General features: G+C 51.3%; 15 protein-coding genes. 6 read left to right on the top strand and 9 right to left on the bottom strand.

The window, feature by feature from the left end; genetic code table 11:
* Positions 1-52: 52 nt before the first annotated feature.
* On the bottom strand, positions 53-931 hold the full coding sequence (prpB, locus tag MJO52_RS09910; RefSeq protein WP_252085778.1) for a methylisocitrate lyase: 879 nt from the start codon (positions 929-931) through the stop codon (positions 53-55).
* A gap of 3 nt (positions 932-934) precedes the next feature.
* The gene (locus MJO52_RS09905) at positions 935-1,588 is read right to left on the bottom strand and encodes a GntR family transcriptional regulator (protein ID WP_252085777.1); all 654 of its coding nucleotides are present in this window, start codon (positions 1,586-1,588) and stop codon (positions 935-937) included.
* 332 nt (positions 1,589-1,920) lie between these two features.
* Here MJO52_RS09905 and MJO52_RS09900 point away from each other — a divergent pair, with 332 nt between their 5' ends.
* Positions 1,921-2,448: a DUF2062 domain-containing protein gene (locus MJO52_RS09900; protein ID WP_252085776.1), complete on the top strand. Its 528-nt coding sequence runs from the start codon at positions 1,921-1,923 to the stop codon at positions 2,446-2,448.
* On the opposite strand, the gene MJO52_RS09895 is transcribed toward MJO52_RS09900, so the two are convergent.
* The 6 genes from MJO52_RS09895 to MJO52_RS09870 all read right to left on the bottom strand — a co-directional run bounded on the left by MJO52_RS09895 (position 2,438) and on the right by MJO52_RS09870 (position 9,644).
* Positions 2,438-2,860: a hypothetical protein gene (locus tag MJO52_RS09895; protein WP_252085775.1), complete on the bottom strand. Its 423-nt coding sequence runs from the start codon at positions 2,858-2,860 to the stop codon at positions 2,438-2,440. The genes MJO52_RS09900 and MJO52_RS09895 overlap by 11 nt on opposite strands.
* Before the next feature lie 10 nt (positions 2,861-2,870).
* Positions 2,871-4,130, bottom strand: a complete 1,260-nt coding sequence (locus MJO52_RS09890; protein ID WP_252085774.1) for a lipoprotein-releasing ABC transporter permease subunit — start codon at positions 4,128-4,130, stop codon at positions 2,871-2,873.
* The gene (gene lolD, locus MJO52_RS09885; RefSeq protein ID WP_252085773.1) at positions 4,123-4,875 is read right to left on the bottom strand and encodes a lipoprotein-releasing ABC transporter ATP-binding protein LolD; all 753 of its coding nucleotides are present in this window, start codon (positions 4,873-4,875) and stop codon (positions 4,123-4,125) included. The genes MJO52_RS09890 and lolD overlap by 8 nt, the downstream gene beginning before the upstream one ends.
* Before the next feature lie 72 nt (positions 4,876-4,947).
* Positions 4,948-6,189, bottom strand: a complete 1,242-nt coding sequence (locus MJO52_RS09880; protein ID WP_252085772.1) for a lipoprotein-releasing ABC transporter permease subunit — start codon at positions 6,187-6,189, stop codon at positions 4,948-4,950.
* Positions 6,190-6,240: 51 nt separating this feature from the next.
* Positions 6,241-7,875, bottom strand: a complete 1,635-nt coding sequence (locus MJO52_RS09875) for an alpha/beta hydrolase (RefSeq protein ID WP_252085771.1) — start codon at positions 7,873-7,875, stop codon at positions 6,241-6,243.
* A 134-nt stretch (positions 7,876-8,009) separates the two neighbouring features.
* Positions 8,010-9,644, bottom strand: a complete 1,635-nt coding sequence (locus tag MJO52_RS09870; RefSeq protein WP_252085770.1) for an alpha/beta hydrolase — start codon at positions 9,642-9,644, stop codon at positions 8,010-8,012.
* 184 nt (positions 9,645-9,828) lie between these two features.
* On the opposite strand from MJO52_RS09870, the gene MJO52_RS09865 reads away from it, so the two are divergent.
* A complete protein-coding gene (locus MJO52_RS09865) occupies positions 9,829-10,125 on the top strand; it encodes a hypothetical protein (RefSeq protein ID WP_252085769.1) in 297 nt (98 codons plus the stop codon).
* Between the two features lie 274 nt (positions 10,126-10,399).
* Entirely contained in the window at positions 10,400-11,806 is a 1,407-nt protein-coding gene (asnS, locus tag MJO52_RS09860; protein ID WP_252085768.1) for an asparagine--tRNA ligase, read from the top strand.
* A gap of 58 nt (positions 11,807-11,864) precedes the next feature.
* Here asnS and MJO52_RS09855 read toward each other — a convergent pair whose 3' ends face one another.
* Entirely contained in the window at positions 11,865-13,826 is a 1,962-nt protein-coding gene (locus tag MJO52_RS09855) for a GMC family oxidoreductase (protein WP_252085767.1), read from the bottom strand.
* Positions 13,827-14,408: 582 nt separating this feature from the next.
* Here MJO52_RS09855 and MJO52_RS09850 point away from each other — a divergent pair.
* The 3 genes from MJO52_RS09850 (at position 14,409) to MJO52_RS09840 (ending at position 16,161) form a co-directional block, all read left to right on the top strand.
* Positions 14,409-14,783 (top strand): hypothetical protein, encoded by a 375-nt coding sequence (locus tag MJO52_RS09850; RefSeq protein ID WP_252085766.1) that lies wholly within the window; start codon positions 14,409-14,411, stop codon positions 14,781-14,783.
* A gap of 292 nt (positions 14,784-15,075) precedes the next feature.
* Complete coding sequence (locus MJO52_RS09845) at positions 15,076-15,717, top strand: hypothetical protein (RefSeq protein ID WP_252085765.1); 642 nt, start codon at positions 15,076-15,078, stop codon at positions 15,715-15,717.
* Positions 15,718-15,891: 174 nt separating this feature from the next.
* Positions 15,892-16,161: a hypothetical protein gene (locus MJO52_RS09840; protein WP_252085764.1), complete on the top strand. Its 270-nt coding sequence runs from the start codon at positions 15,892-15,894 to the stop codon at positions 16,159-16,161.
* Positions 16,162-16,191: the final 30 nt, after the last annotated feature.

The following is a 16,191-nucleotide window of genomic DNA, read 5'->3' as shown; positions in this document are numbered from 1 at the left end:
AACCGCCATGCAAGCAACCTAACCCGGCATCTCACACGGTTTATAAAGTGAATTACTTCTTGAACAGCTCATCGAGCTTCTGCTCGAATACGTGATAATTGAGGTAGTCGTAAAGCTCCTCGCGGGTCTGCATGGTATCCACTACCGCTTTCTGGTCACCATTTTGCAGAATGCTGGTATACACATTCTCCGCCGCACGGTTCATAGCTCGGAACGCCGACAGCGGATACAGTACGATATCTGCGCCGGCTTCGCCCAACTCTTTGGCGTTATAGAGCTCGGTTTTACCAAATTCGGTGATATTCGCCAGAATCGGCACGTTCAGCGCGTCTTTAAATGCGCGATAGTGCTCCAACTTGGTGACAGCTTCCGCAAAAATACCGTCTGCACCAGCTTCGATACAGGCCTGAGCGCGTTCAACAGCGGCATCCAAACCTTCTTGGGCGAAGGCATCAGTGCGGGCCATGATAAAGAAGTCATCATCGGTGCGTGCATCCACGGCAGCTTTGATGCGATCCACCATCTCCTGCTTGGAAACAATCTCTTTATTCGGGCGGTGGCCACAGCGCTTCTGTGCCACCTGATCTTCGATATGCACCGCTGCGGCACCGGCGCGAATCATTTCTTTGACAGTACGGGCGATGTTAAAAGCGCCACCCCAGCCGGTATCGATATCCACCAGCAACGGCAGCTCACTGGCTGCAGTAATACGACGCACATCCTCTAGCACATTGTCTAGGCTGGTCATACCCAGATCCGGCAGGCCGTAGGAGGCATTGGCAACACCGGCACCGGAAAGGTAAATCGCCTTGTGGCCAATACGCTCGGCCATAATGGCGGAATAGGCGTTTATGGTGCCAACCACTTGAAGCGGTTGGTTCTCGGCAAGGGCGCTGCGGAAACGCGCGCCGGCGGAAGGCTTTTGGCTCATGCTCTACCTCAGTTTATTTTCAATATTCTGCCTGGAAGCACGGATATGTCGGCGCATCAACAGCTCCGCCAATTCACCATCCCCCGCTTCTATGGCTTCGATAATGTGGCTGTGTTCGCGAAAAGCGCGCTGTGCCCTGGGGCTGGCCATGCCCAGCTGATAGCGATACATACGAACACGGTAATAAAGACGGTTGCACAGGGTGTCGATCAGCAGATCATTCTTCGAGGCCTGCACAATACGGAAATGGAAGTCGAAGTCTCCCTCCGGCTGAAAATACGCCTTACCGGCTTGCAGCTCTTCCTGCTGTTCGTGGCGCGACAACATCTGGCGCAGTTCCAACAGGTCTTCCTCGCTGCGCTGCTCAGCGGCAAGGCGGCAGGCCATGCCCTCCAAAGCTTCGCGCACTTCGTAGAGTTCCAGCAGACCACGCTCACTCAGCTCCACCACACGGGCACCTATGTTTACCCGGCGCTCCAGCAAACCCAGAGACTCCAAACGCATCAGGGCTTCACGCAAACTGCCGCGACTGGCATTGAAGCGGCGGGCCAATTCCGGCTCACTAATCTTGCTGCCTGCAGGTATGCGACCTTCCACAATTTCACCGCGCAAGGTCAAAAACAGGCGCTCAGCCAGGCTCTGATGTGGCTCCCGCAAGGGGCTGTTGGCTCCAGTGACACCCATATGACTTTAACATTGTCGACAATTCTTTGGGATTGCAGACCATAAATGAGTGCGACCTGGGCGTCAACTCGAATCCACATGACTAATTGTTGACAATTAATGGCGTAAAATGACTTCTTTCACGGTAGTAGTTTTGCCATCACTAAGTGGGCATAATAGCGCCCGCGCCAGATACGGCATGCCCTACCACCCTGGGCGCTCTATGCTTATCTGGGGTAGGGAAAAAATCCCGACGAACGAATTTTCCAAACCCCGGTACAGCACTCATTAACAAGGCTGCCAGCACCCAGGTTTCAGATAGAGTTATGCCGAAGAGTATTATCAGGCGATGGCTGCCAAGCCCCGAAGAAATCCGAGCCAAGAATGGGCTCAAGTTTCTGGGGACTCTTCTCCACGATCCCAACCTATTTCACCTGAACCGACACTCAGTTTCAGTCGCCTTTGCCGTTGGCGTGTTCACCAGCTTCCTGCCATTGCCAGGGCAGATGATTATTGCCGCACTGCTCGCTCTATGGCTGCGCTGCAATCTTCCGCTATCGATTATTCTGGTATGGATCAGCAATCCGGTGACTATGCCGGCAATCTTCTACAGCACCTATAAACTGGGCGCATGGATTCTGGGCACGCCCCCGGTGGACTTTGATATCGAGCTCTCTTGGGAGTGGTTGACGGAAGAAGTAGGGAAAATCTGGATGCCGCTGTTTTTTGGCTCAGTGCTGGCGGGGGTTTTCTTTGCCACTATCGCCTATTTTTCTATGCGCGCCCTGTGGCGCTGGCATGTAGTAAAACGCTGGAAGCTACGTATTGAGCGCCGCTCAGCGGTCAGCAGCTAGCCTCACTTCCAAAGCACTTGTCGACCCAACCCAAAGCCGCAGCGCCTGCTGCTATGGCCAGCAATGCTGGCAGGGCATGATCGGTGACAGCCCCCAATGCCAGGGCTACAAAAGTCCCTAGCAAAAAAGATATGGATGCAGCCTTAACCCGACTTCCTGCGGCGGTTAAGGCCACCACCCAAACCACCACCAAGGCAGAGATCATAGCGCCCAGGCAGATCAACCATAGAGGTAAGACCTGCCAACCTGCGGCATAGCACACAGATCCTTCGCGCATACCATCCGGGCAGAAGGTCATTACCCGCCAGCTTTCAAATTTAAGGCTCGCCACAAGAACGAGGACCCAGGCAGTAAGTGCCGCCGGTAGCGGCAGCAGCTTGCGCAAAACATGGAAAGCCTTGCTCGGCACCAATCAAAACCGCCTATTCGTTTCGCAGCGCCGCGGCAGGTTGCACACGACTGGCCTGGAACGCAGGATAGAGCGTGGCCAGCAGGCTGAGCAGGAAGCCCGCACCAACTACTAAAGCCACATCTGCCCAAGATAGTTCTGATGGCAGATAATCCACCGGGTACACATCGGACTTAAGGAACTGAATGCCTAATGTGGATTCAAGGCCCGCCACCAGGTCGGTGACCGCCAGTGAAGCCAGGACCCCCAATACACCGCCAACGAGTGCGCCAACTAATCCCACTAACGCCCCCTGACTGACAAAGGCGAGGAGAATCTGCCGTGTGCTAGCGCCCATTGTGCGCAGAATGGCGATATCCGAGTGCTTGTCGATTACCACCATCACCAAAGTCGAGACCACATTAAAAGCGGCAATGGCAATGATCAGCAGCACCAGCAACCCCACCAGATTGCGGGACATCTGGATCGCCTGGTAGAGATTACCGTGGGTGCGACTCCAATCAGTACCGTAATAGCCATCGCGAGGCAGGTCTTTCAAAAGTCGCCGCATAATCCAGTTGGCTTCCAGCATCTCGTTCACACGTAACTGGATGCCGGCGCCACCCTTTTGGCCAGCCAGGCCCTGGGCCTGCTCCCAGGAAACCAGGGCCAGAGATTGATCCAGAACTGTCCCAGAATGAAAGACCTCCGCCACCTTGAAACCGGCCACACGAGCGGCGCGGCGGCTACCCGAGGCCGCATCGTTATTGGGCACTATCAAAGACAGGTAATCGCCCTGCTCCACTCCCAGTTTTTCTGCGATTCCGCGCCCGAGAATTACACCCGGCTCGGAATCATCGAGCATGGCTGGAAAAGCATTGGAACTGAGGAAATCATTGATATTCGATACATTGACGATGGTGTCCGGATTTACCCCCTGCACCAGCAGTGGTGTAACCTCGCTGCCACGACGAGCCAGTGCGTTCACCTGCCAAACTTCCGCCGCGGACTCCACCTCAGCATCCGCCGCCAGCTGATCGCGCAGAGCAGGCCAATCCACCGCCACAGTGGCGTTATAGATAGTCGCGTGGGGCATGATGCCGAGAATACGCTCACGCAGCTCGCGATCGAAGCCATTCATTACCGACATCACCACGATCATCAAGGCAACGCCGAGAATCAGACCAATCATCGACAGGCCGGAAATAAATGACACCAGGCCTACGGAGTCATCGCTGCGGCGCTGGGCTCCGGCATAGCGCAGGCCGATAAAGGCTGGGAGTGGCTTAAACATGATCACCTTGGTGCCAATCACTGAGAAGCTCGCCATCCACTAGGTGCAAGCAGCGATCCAGGGCCGCGGCAAGGTCCGGGTCATGGGTGACAATCACAAAGCTGATACCCATCTCCTGATTGAGTCGGTCCATCAATTTGTGAATCTCCCCTGCCGTGGTTCTATCCAGGTTGCCGGTGGGCTCATCCATCAGCACACAGGCAGGGCGAGTCACCAGCGCCCTCGCAATCGCTACACGCTGGCGTTCTCCCCCGGAGAGCTGCGAAGGCTTATGATCAACCCTCTCACCCAGGCCTACCGCTTCCAGCATGGATTTGGCCTCGGTCCGGGCATTGGCCACACTGTGCTTACCGATCAGCAGTGGCATTGCCACATTTTCCAGGGCACTGAATTCATTGAGCAGATGGTGAAACTGGTAGACAAAACCCAGACTGCTATTACGCAACCAGCCGCGCTCATTGGCATTGAGTGTCGCCAGGTTCTGGCCAGCCACCCAAACCTTTCCACTACTCGGCGTATCCAACCCGCCGAGTAAGTTGAGCAAGGTGGATTTGCCGGAGCCCGAGGCCCCCACGATGGCAAGCTTCTCACCCCGCTCTACTTGCAACTCCACACCACGCAGAACCTCAAGATCTCTGCCGCCCTGGCGATAGCTCTTGCGCAGCTGGCGGCAAGCCAGGACAGCATCACCGGGAGCCGTTGCCGGCCTCGCCTTCTCAGTGTCTATTTCCACTCGACTATTCATCAATATTTGCCGCTTCCAAATTTTGAGAAATCACTTTAGATACTGATCGTATCTATATGATTTATATAACAATTATTCGTAACGCAAAGCTTCCGCTGGCTCGATTTGGGCCGCCCGCCATGCGGGCAGCAGTGTCGCTAATAAACTCATACAGATAGCGGCGGATAAGACTACCACTGCATCGCCAACACGAAACTCCGATGGCAAATAGCTCACGAAAAATACCCGCGGATCAAAAATCTTGGCGCCCAAAAGGTTTTCCATCCAGCTCACCATCTCTGTGAGATTGAGCGCGATTAGGATTCCCAGCAAGGCGCCGGTAAATGCGCCTATCAGCCCGATCGCACTGCCCTGGACAACGAACACTGCCATTATTTGGCGTGAAGTGAGCCCAAGGGTTCTGAGCACGGCGATATCGGAGCGCTTGTCCGCCACCATCAGCACCAGGGCCGAGACAATATTAAAAGCCGCTACGGCTACGATGATCATCAACATTAAAGTGACCACCGTCTTCTCCATCTTCACCGCCTGAAACAGGCTTCCCTGGGAATGGCTCCAATCCTCACCACTAAAACCCTCTCCGAGGGCCGCGGCGTAGGGCTCAACCCTACCCAGAGCATTATCCATATCGTCAAAACGCAGCTGTAATCCCTGCACCCTGCCGGACATGCGCATTAATCGGGCTGCATCCTCTACATTCATCAATGCCACATTTTGGTCCACCTGAGCGCCTACCGAGAAAACTCCGGCGACGGTAAAGCGTTTGGTGCGTGGGAAGATACCAGCGGGAGTTACTGCCACCTCGGGCAGGGTCAGAGTGACAGACTCGCCGGGCAGCACATTGAGCTGCTGGGCGAGAATACGGCCGAGCACTATTTGGTAACTGCGGGGCTGTAACTCATCCAGGCTGCCCATCACCATGTGTTCGCCCACTTCAGAGACATCGCGTAGGGCCTTGGGATCTACACCTTGGAACTCGACCCCGTGGCTATCGCCGTAGGCGCTCAACAGGGCAAACCCTTTTACAAAGGGACTCACCGCCTCCACATGGGGCTGCTGTTCAAGCTTCTGAGCCACGCCCTGCCACTCTTGCAAGCCGCCTTCGCGCTCGATAAAACCGTGGGGAACCACGCTCAATATTCGCGTTTTCAACTCACGATCGAAGCCGTTCATCACAGAAGTCACGACGATCAAGGCAAGAACGCCCAACGCCATGCCAATCAGGGAGAAGCCATTAATAAAGGAAATGAACTGCTGCCTGCGGCGGGCAGCCACATATCTCAGGCCAATAAAAAGGGGGACAGGTTTTAACATAGAGCCGATTTAAACGGAAAATAGTCAAGAAATCCAAGGATTTAGACAACTTCAGCGCTTGGGAAAAATTTTTAGCTTAGCCCGCAGGCGCTGCAGCTCTGCCTCGCTCCAATCCGGAGGCTCGGTCAGGGCAATCCAGGCGAGCGTGTATCCTGCTGCCGAATAGCGGTGTCCGAAATCCCGTGGTGTGACCCCTACATTAAAGTCCGCTAACAGCTGCAACATAGTGACAACAGGGAACCAGCGAAGGTCCGGAGACACATCGGGCCCTCTGGGGCGCTCCAGCCAGTCAGGTCTGCGAAACGCCCAGCGAAAGTCAAAAAAGACAATCGGATCACTCGCATGCTGCAGGAAGGCGATACGGAATCTACCCCAGGGCTTCTGCCCCAAATAACCACCGTACTGATTTCCAAAGCGCACCACCTCTCCCCCTTTAAACTGGGGGAGCCAAGCGGGGGTGCCGGGATCACGATTATCGGTAATCATTCTCCAGGACCGCATACTAAACGGAGGGCCAGCCCAAAGAGCACCATTAATGGGGCTATCAATCACATCGTAGAACTGAAAGGAGTCTTCAGAGAGCTTGGCTCCTAAACTCAGCCCGTATAGATAAAGTCTGGGGCGAGTGTTTACCGGTAACTCCTCCCAGTAATCGTAAATCACCTTGAACAGTATGCGAGCGGATGTTCTGATCGACTGAGCATCTGTAAACAATACGATGGGGCCCGGTAAATACGAGTACTGTACGGCCACTGTAGCTACATCTCCTCGGTACAGAAATTCAAGAGAATTCACTGCCCCTGGATCGATCCAGCCATCCCCAACCGGGGTTGCAATCAGCAAAATTTCTCGCTCAAACGCCTTTACGCGCTTCAACTCTTCAAGTGCCAAAAGTGCACGCTGCTGTGGCGTGTCTGCTGAGTGTACTCCCACATAAACTCTAATGGGGTCCATGCCCTCCCCTGCAACCTCCCGAATATCCTCCGCAGATGGCCCAAGAGACAAAAATCGGCGCCCCTCATGTCCCAACCTATCCCAGGCAAGTAGCGAGTTCGCTCCACCTGACTTGCTGGGATCTTGCGGAGGCGGCAAGTTCGCAACAACAATCAGATCCAGCTTTTCATAGATAAGTGAGACTGCATAGAGGCCCGACTGCAACAACACTCCATTCAACACACTCCAATAAAGTAGCAACGCGACAAGCAGCCCAGTAAGGGCTGCCACCCTTGGCGGGATAGTCTTTTCTAAACGGGCAGATACGCGCAAAACCACCCTGAGAAAGCCTTTGCCTGCCCATCTAAAGAGCAGGAATACGCAGAGCGCAACAACACCAATCGTAATTGGGGCGACGCCAGAAATTGCCGGCATGCCCATCAATGAGCGCACTGAATTCTGCCACTCCGTCCCCTGCCTAAGAAAAACTAAAATAAGGCTGACACCCAAAATAATTATCAGCCCCCTCAGTATTTGTCGCTGCCGATGGTCTAGCGGGATATCGGGAACCCCCAAATACTTCCAAACATAGCGGACCAGCACAGACAGTGAATATCCAACGGTGAATGAAAAACCGGAAAGAATACCCTGCACATAGGCATTGCGAGGAATCAGAGAAGGAGTGAGGCTCAGAGCGAAGAATATCGCGCCCAACAGTAAACCTGAAATTGAGAAAGCGGTTAATTTTTGCATTCATGCCGCCGATAAGCTTGAGCCCAGATCAAAATGGCTTGCGCCAACTTCTCACTGAACAGCCCCATGTAACCCAATAAACAGCCAGAAATGTTTTTGATCTTGAAAGAGTACCTTCTTACGGCAGACCGCACTCAACGCACTGGATAAGTTCTGAGCTTTTCCCGTAGGCGCTTTAACTCCTCGTCACTCCAGTCGGGCGGCTCGGTTAACGCCATCCAAGCGAGGACATACCCTTCAGGTGCATAGCGGTGCCCGAACCCCAGTGGCGCAATCCCCAAGTTTAGGTCTGCCAGTAGTTGCAGCATGGTCACTATAGGAAACCAGTAGAGGTCTGGAGAGACATCCGGCCCTCGTGGGCGCTCCAACCAATCCGGCATTTGAAACATCCAACGCAGATCAAAAAAGACTATTGGATCACTGGCGTGCTGCAAAAAGGCGATTCGAAAGCTTCCCCAGGGTTCCTGCCCTAAATAACCGCCATATTGATTACCAAAACGAACAACCTCTCCCCCCTTAAACTGCGGTAACCAGGCTGGGGTTCCGGGGTCGCGACTATCCGTGATGATGCGCCAGATGCCTGTGCCAAATGGCGGCCCTGCCCAGAGCACGCCATCGATAGGATCATCAATAATGTCATAAAAATCAAAGGAGGCTTCCGATAACTGAGCACCGAGACTCAAGCCAAAGAGGTACAGTCTTGGGCGAGTTTCAACTGGCAGTTCCTCCCAGTATTCGTAGATCACCTTAAACAAAGCCCTGGCGGAATCCAGCCCATATTGATTATCTGTTAATAATGCAATCGGGCTTGGCAAAAAGGAGTATTGGGTAGCAACGGTAGCCACATCCCCTCGATAAAGAAATTCCAGGGAGTTTATAGCCCCAGGATCTAACCAGCCTTCGCCAGTGGGTGTCGCAATTAGCAATATCTCTCTATCGAATGCATTGAGGCGCTTTAGTTCAGCAAGTGCCAGGAAGGCTCTTTGCAATGGAGTTTCTGCAGCCCGCAAACCCACAAAGACCCTTATCGGCTCTTTGCCTAACCCGGCAACCTCACGGATATCCTCCACAGAGGGGCCAAGGGTTAAAAAGCGACGCCCCTGATGCCCGACACTTTTCCAAGTTAATAGAGAGTCCGCACCGCCAACCTTGTTGGGGTCCTCAGGTGCCTTCAGCCCTTCTGCAATTGCCTGATCATGTTTTTCCCAAATGACCGAGACAATATGCACCCCTACCTTCAGGAGCACCCCATTTAGAATGCCCCAGTAAAGTGCCACTGCCACCAGCAACCCAATGAGCAAAGCCACCCTTTCAGGAATATGCACGGATAGATACTTGGTAACAGCATGAATGACTCGGCGAAACCCTTTACCCATCACCCAGAATGTGAGAAAGACCAGCAGGGCCACGGACCCCACGGTAAAGGGCCCGATCCCGGTAACCGGCTGCATACCCATCAAGGCCCGCACCGAGTTCTGCCAGTGCGCCCCCTGCCAAAGAAAAATAATGATCAGGCATATGCAGGCAACCAGCGCTAAGCGTTTAAGCACTCTGCGCACCCCAGGACTGAGAGGAATGTCGGGAAGCTCAAAGTAATTCCACAGCCAGTGCATAAACAAGCCGATCACATAGCCAAAAGTGAAGGAGGTTCCGGCGAGAACACCTTGCATGAGGGCAGTGCGTGGAATCAGAGAGGGCGTAAGAGAGAGAGCAAAGAGAATAGCGCCAAGCAATAGCCCCAGAACTGAGAAGGTTTTTGAGAGTCGCATCCATGCCCGCCCACAGGACTAAGCCCAATGGTCAGCCTAGCACACACATACCCTCCTTCCCCGGACCTTTTTCCCCTGCAAGGCGCCTTCTTCGGTATAAAAACGTGAAGAAGTCCAAGTGTTTTGGCATTTTTTCTGTTTTAATGGCCCGGCGTATTCGAACACCTAAATCGGAGAACAATAAATGTTCAGCAGAAATCGCAACGGAGTGGCCCAGATCGCTGGTACCGTGGCACTTCTTTTGGCATTTGGCGCCCAGGCAAAAACCCTGGAGATTCCTGTAGGCTCCCAGGGCGCAGAGCTGTCCTTTGGTGAAGCTCGCGGCATGAAGAAAAACGATATCAGCACGCGCCTTGGTGAGCCCCTCAGTATTATGGGCCCCGTCGGCGAGCCCGCTATCACCCGCTGGGAATACAACGACTTCTATGTCTTCTTTGAGCGAGACACAGTACTGCACACGGTGAAGAAGCCGCGCGGCTAGGCCCGTGCGATTTTGGGGCAGGTATCGAATCCAAGCCCCACTCCCTCTTTCCGCAAGCCGCCAAGCGCTTTCTTTACCCACGCAATCCTGATGCTTTTCAATGGCGCCACCCAAATAGGCCCCTATCCCGGCAAGCTTTCAAATTGCCAAGGGACTGGATTTCCCCTCAGCAACAGGTCAATATGCCCGCCGTAACTTCACCTTGGTGGCGTGGTCAGCTTTTAGGCAAGCCGGCAGAACACCACCTTCAGGACTAGCGAGAAACCGATAGAAAATGACAGTAAAAGTCGAATCCGTAGATAGCCTATTAAAATCCACCGGCCGTGAGGGCGAAGAAGTTCGCGTACAGGGCTGGATCAGAACCCGTCGCGACTCCAAAGCCGGTCTTTCTTTCCTGGCAGTACACGACGGCAGTTGCTTTGACCCTATTCAGGTCATTGCCGAGAATCATCTGCACAATTACCAGTCTGAAGTGCAGCGCCTGACCACCGGCTGTGCAGTGGATATTGTTGGAACCGTCAAGCCTTCAGAAGGCAAGGGCCAATCGATCGAGTTGTTAGCTTCTGAAGTTCAAGTGGTCGGCTGGGTAGAAGACCCGGACACCTACCCAATGTCCCCCAAACGCCACACCATGGAGCACCTACGCGAACACGCGCATCTACGCGTCCGTACTAATGTCAGCGGCGCGGTGGCTCGAGTTCGCAACTGTATCGCTCAGGCGATTCATCGCTTCTACCACGAGAACGGCTTTAACTACGTACACACGCCCATTCTCACCGCCTCTGACTGTGAGGGCGCCGGAGAAATGTTCCGGGTTAGCACTCTGGATATGGAAAACCTGCCACGCAACGAGCAGGGCGCTATCGATTACAGTAAGGACTTTTTTGGCGAGGAGAGCTTCCTTACCGTATCTGGCCAGCTGAATGTTGAGAGCTACTGTCTGGCCCTATCCAAGGTTTACACCTTTGGCCCCACCTTCCGTGCGGAGAACTCCAACACCACTCGCCACCTAGCCGAGTTCTGGATGGTAGAGCCGGAAGTGGCTTTTGCCGATCTGGCCGATATCGCTGATCTATCTGAGCAAATGCTGAAGTACATCTTCAAAGCCGTACTGGAAGAACGTGCCGACGATATGGCCTTCTTCGCCCAGCGCATCGATAAAGAGGCCATCAGCCGCCTGGAGAACATCATCGAGAATGATTTCGCTCGCATCAACTACTCCGATGCCATCGAAATCCTGGAAAACTGTAAAGAGAAGTTCGAATTCCCCGTCTCTTGGGGCATAGACTTGGCCTCTGAGCACGAACGCTACCTGGCTGAGAAACACTTCAAGAAGCCAGTGATTGTTCTGAACTATCCGAAGGATATCAAAGCCTTCTATATGCGTATGAACGATGACGGTAAAACTGTAGCCGCCATGGATGTACTGGCACCGGGTATCGGTGAAATTATCGGCGGTGCCCAGCGTGAAGAACGCCTTGAGAAGCTCGACGAACGCATGGATGAAATGAACATCCCCAAAGATCACCTCGACTGGTATCGCGACCTGCGCCGCTACGGCACAGTGCCTCACGCAGGCTTTGGTCTGGGCTTCGATCGCATCGTGTCTTACGTAACTGGCATGGGTAACATCCGCGATGTTATCCCCTTCCCGCGCACACCAAAGAACATCTCGTTCTAATTAAAAAGCCCCGCTCTGCGGGGCTTTTTCTTTTTCAACCTGGGTTTAGCAGGCCCTATCAGGCAATCTGGCCCGTTGCCGCCGCAATAATATCATCGCTAGCTTTTTCACTAATCATATACACCGGCACCACGATAAAGAAGCCCGGAATACGTGGAAATACCGAAGCATCCACCACTCGTAAATTATTGGTGCCATGTACCCGAAATTTACTATCCACTACTGCCATTGGATCACTGGCTGGCCCCATTTTATTGGAACAGGAAGCGTGGTGACCCCATGCCTGATTTTTAACAAACTGACCGATTTGCTCATCGGTCTGCACATCTCCACCGGGCAATAACTCCCTGGCTACCTGCTGGCCAACGATAGGGGCCGACATAATATCCCGGGATATTTTTACACCCTCGACTACCGCCTGTAAGTCTTTTTCATAATCACCACTACCCTCATCAAAATAGTGAAAATTAATCTCTGGGGTGTCCTGCGGATTGGCAGAGCGCAAAGTTACCCGCCCAGCCGTATTATTAGTATGACCTTTAAGTACGATCCAGGAGAAGCGATCTTTGTAGTCCCTTAGCGCCTGAGAATAACCGGGGTAATAACCGTGGAAATCAGAGGGCGCTCCAAAAATAAACAAATCAGGATCTGGTAGGTCGGGGTGGGAGCGCTTCACCAAAGACAGTACTGGACCATTGCCACTGTAGGGGCCTTTATTCAGCCAACCGTAGCGATATCGATTCAGACAGGGATCACCCTGCTCGCCCCAGGTACAATCCTTGAGAAGGGCCAAATCCTCGGTCATCTCACTAACAATGCCGACTTCGTAGCGATCCTGCAAGTTTTCACCTACACCCGGCAAGTCAACTATCTGATCAATTCCGTGCTGAAAAAGCTCTTGGCTAGGACCCACTCCGGATAATTTCAGCAGCTGAGGACTATTGAATGCCCCTCCCGAAAGAATCACCTCCCTACTCGCCCTCACCTGCCGCATAGTACCAATGGAGCCGGCATCATCGTGATATGGGTCAGCCTTATAGAGGTTCGCCCCCTCCATAAACTCCACCCCAATAGCCGTTTTACCTTCAAACATCACCCTTGTTGCCAGCGCATTGGTGCGAATATGTAACAGGTTTGGATAGCGACTCTGGGTATCCAAAAGGTGCTCCCGTACGCTCTTGCGACGACTCCTGCTATCTGCAGCCATCGGGGCAATAAAAGGCCCCTCCTCTCCCGAGGCCACATCCCAGTGATTGATATCTAAGCGTAGGTTTCCAGAAATAATCTGTTCAAGGGCTCCCTCCAGTCCGTATTTCGCCAATGCTGCCTTGACGATTTTTAATATTGCCGGGTCTTCCAACAGCAAAGCCGGATTACCTCTGTTAGTAGGAAGCCATCCATCAAAACCATGGCGAGAGGGATTCGAAAAAATTGGACGGGAAACATATTGGCATCGCTCAAGCCGCTCAAAATATCGCCGCATATTGCTGCTGCCCCAAGAACTATCTCCTGTCGCTTGAGCAATACGGTCAAAGTCATTGTTGTGGGGATAGACAGTAATCAGCGCATGGTGTGTCGTACAGCCCCCTATAGTACTAGCCCGCGGATATAAAACACCTTTACCTGGAATATACTTATCATCCAGCTGTTGTTGATTAAAATCCGCGTAATGCTTAATAAAGAAATCCCAGCTCAGCTTGCGGTCTTCTGACGCAAAAGGGTGCCAAGCGGGAATATTATGTGTGTCATCACTAGGGTCATTGGCCCCCGCCTCAAGCACCAATACCGAAAAGCCCGCCTTTGCCAGGTTTGCCGCTAATGGACCCCCTCCCGCACCAGAACCAACAATTACGTAATCATAAACATCATAAAACTGATTTGAACTACCCGAAAATGCAGAGCCAAACCCAGAAGCAACAGCACCTGCTGCCAAGCCCATTTGAAGGGCGCGCTTGGTAAAAGTTCTTCGGTCAATGCCTGCTAGATGATTTTTTTTCTCCGGCGTTTTCTTCTTATCCATATTAGTTATTCGCTCTAATGTTTTAAAGGCTGCACGACGCACGCTAAGGGATGAAACAGATACAATCTAAAAAACCAATACTAATTATTTAACTCTAAAGCTTTTCAAGCCTATCTAGAACGTATTTTTAAGCAACCAGTAAAATCTCGTTTTAAAACGAGCATCGCAAAATGTCAGCACAATGAGTTATAACAAACTAAGCCTTTTCGCCACCCAGAACTCCAATCTCAACCCCAAGAGAACCTTCTCCAACAACGCCTCTATCAAAGCCATTACCCTCATAAACTGGAATTTTTGATTAACTTGCGAGTTGAACTCCCCCGGAGTTACAAAAGGCGACAAAATGTGAACTAGTGTGAACTTTACACTCGCCAATTATCGAATTTTATAAAATATAACAGTTAAACAATCGTACTTGTTGCGCCAAACACCAAGCCACAGTTATGATTCAAGTCATGAAGCAAAAAAATTAAAAAAAACACTTCTGCTTTCAAAAAAGCAGAGAAGATAAAAAGCTTCTGAATTAGCAACTATCAACAGCTATTGACCAATGGCCAAATTGGTTTTAAAAGGGAGAAAGAGATGTCCCTCAGAGAAATCTATATTGACTCCAATTCCTTACCAAAATTTGGTTATTCCAGAGAGGAGGATGTCAATATGCTGATATCTAATCTGGATACTACCTTTCTAAATAATATCAGCATCGTTATTGCAAACGGAAAAGGAATAAGAATCTTCGACCAAGAGAGCATTAATCAATCAACGCTCATCGGATGGGTCTGTCGCTTCCCTGCCGGAACAACCCCTCCAAACGGCCTAAGAATTACTGAGCAAGGCCCTGGGCAATATTACATTTCCCCTGAAAGAAATATGACAGCAACACGTTTTATCGAACTGCTAAAAGAAATGTCTCTGAAAGCAATAACTCTTTTCAAAAGAGCCGATAAAGCCATTTAGTGCTATTAAACACAAGCAAGCAAACCAATAACAATCGAAGGTCTTTACTGCCTACAGACTTACTAAATAATACTGTAGGCAAAAATTAAAAAAGGCTTTTCCCTGAAGATTTTATTTAATCCACTCTCTTTTAATTTACCTTAACTGTAAGTAATACTAAAGAAGTGGCCACTTAAACATTCCTTTTGAAAATAACTACGGATTTAAATCAACATCAATTCGTTTTGCCTTAAAAAACCACCTTAAAAAGAACCCAATAGAAACAACCCCCTATATTGAAGGAGAATACGCTATGCCCAATCAAGTCCGGAGTCGCACTACTGCTACCAGTTGCAATGACATGCTCGCCGATCTGAGCACCGCTCTGGGAGTACCTCAAGCCAATATGCGTTGTATAGGTGTTATGATACAAGCAGGTAAAACCCTAACGTCATTTAGTAATTTTAAGAAGACCATAGGCGGTGGACATGTATCACCATTTGTTGTGGACGCCAACGGATTACAGAGCTGGGACGAAGTCTGCGACAGCAGCTGGCAAACCTGGGCACAAAACTCTGCCACTGGTGAAACCCATGGGACTGTAAATGATGTTATGTTCTACCCAAGCTCAGCAAATGACATCACTATCTATGTACACCCTGCTACAAATACCGAAGTAGCAACTGTTGTAAATAGAGCCCAACAGCTCTTGAACGCCACCAATCTTGTTTATAACCACAACCCAACTCTTACCTCCAGCTTTCCCACAAGTGGAGACTGCGTTACCAAGAGTGCCTGGGTAATGGGGGCCTTCTCCTATTCAAAACCTATGCAAGGTGCAGTAACTCCCTGGGGACAAGCGGTAATCTATGAAGCCTACACATCACCAGTTAACTTTATGAGTAAATGGGTTAAGATTAAAAACAAGGGCTGTAAGCTTGGTGTGATGAACTAATATCTGGCTATAAGATAAATTCTTTATCAAGGCACCTGCACCTATAACCCGGCGAAGAGTTAGGCAAGTTCTGTTCTCTTTTGCCGGGCCTCTAACTGACCACATCGAAGAGAAGTGTTCGATGCTATAGTTAGTCCAGACGCCCCCTAATAACCACTGCTTGAGGAATATCTAATGGTTTACCTCTTTATGCAGGCCTCAGTGAAAGATTTTGATAAATGGCAGAGAGTCCTTATAGACTTCATGCCAATTTTAAAGCGAATGGGCAGTACAAATACATCAGTGTATCAAGAAATAGGCAGCCCCAATAATGTGACCGTGATTCATGAATTCACCTCCAAGGTGAAAGCTGAAGCATTCGTGAACAGTAACGAGTTACATGACTCCCGAAAAGAGGCTGAAGTCATAGGTACACCTAAGATTTGGTATACCGAAATGCTATAAAAAGACTAGCTTCATATACACACCAAGGTG

The sequence above is a fragment of the Microbulbifer variabilis genome, from assembly GCF_023716485.1.
In the GTDB taxonomy this organism is placed as follows: Bacteria; Pseudomonadota; Gammaproteobacteria; order Pseudomonadales; family Cellvibrionaceae; genus Microbulbifer; species Microbulbifer variabilis_B.
Note: the sequence above shows the minus strand (reverse complement) of the source record. Positions and strands in the feature narration are given on the sequence as shown.

Excerpts from the sequence above, each read along its gene's own strand:
- MJO52_RS09890 (WP_252085774.1), bottom strand. The coding sequence starts at position 4,130 with ATGTTTAAGCCACTCCCAGCCTTTATCGGCCTGCGCTATGCCGGAGCC.
- MJO52_RS09870 (WP_252085770.1), bottom strand. The coding sequence starts at position 9,644 with ATGCGACTCTCAAAAACCTTCTCAGTTCTGGGGCTATTGCTTGGCGCT.
- MJO52_RS09900 (WP_252085776.1), top strand. The coding sequence starts at position 1,921 with ATGCCGAAGAGTATTATCAGGCGATGGCTGCCAAGCCCCGAAGAAATC.
- MJO52_RS09875 (WP_252085771.1), bottom strand. The coding sequence starts at position 7,875 with ATGCAAAAATTAACCGCTTTCTCAATTTCAGGTTTACTGTTGGGCGCG.
- MJO52_RS09880 (WP_252085772.1), bottom strand. The coding sequence starts at position 6,189 with ATGTTAAAACCTGTCCCCCTTTTTATTGGCCTGAGATATGTGGCTGCC.
- MJO52_RS09850 (WP_252085766.1), top strand. The coding sequence starts at position 14,409 with ATGTCCCTCAGAGAAATCTATATTGACTCCAATTCCTTACCAAAATTT.
- MJO52_RS09845 (WP_252085765.1), top strand. The coding sequence starts at position 15,076 with ATGCCCAATCAAGTCCGGAGTCGCACTACTGCTACCAGTTGCAATGAC.
- prpB (WP_252085778.1), bottom strand. The coding sequence starts at position 931 with ATGAGCCAAAAGCCTTCCGCCGGCGCGCGTTTCCGCAGCGCCCTTGCC.
- asnS (WP_252085768.1), top strand. The coding sequence starts at position 10,400 with ATGACAGTAAAAGTCGAATCCGTAGATAGCCTATTAAAATCCACCGGC.
- lolD (WP_252085773.1), bottom strand. The coding sequence starts at position 4,875 with ATGAATAGTCGAGTGGAAATAGACACTGAGAAGGCGAGGCCGGCAACG.
- MJO52_RS09855 (WP_252085767.1), bottom strand. The coding sequence starts at position 13,826 with ATGGATAAGAAGAAAACGCCGGAGAAAAAAAATCATCTAGCAGGCATT.
- MJO52_RS09840 (WP_252085764.1), top strand. The coding sequence starts at position 15,892 with ATGGTTTACCTCTTTATGCAGGCCTCAGTGAAAGATTTTGATAAATGG.
- MJO52_RS09865 (WP_252085769.1), top strand. The coding sequence starts at position 9,829 with ATGTTCAGCAGAAATCGCAACGGAGTGGCCCAGATCGCTGGTACCGTG.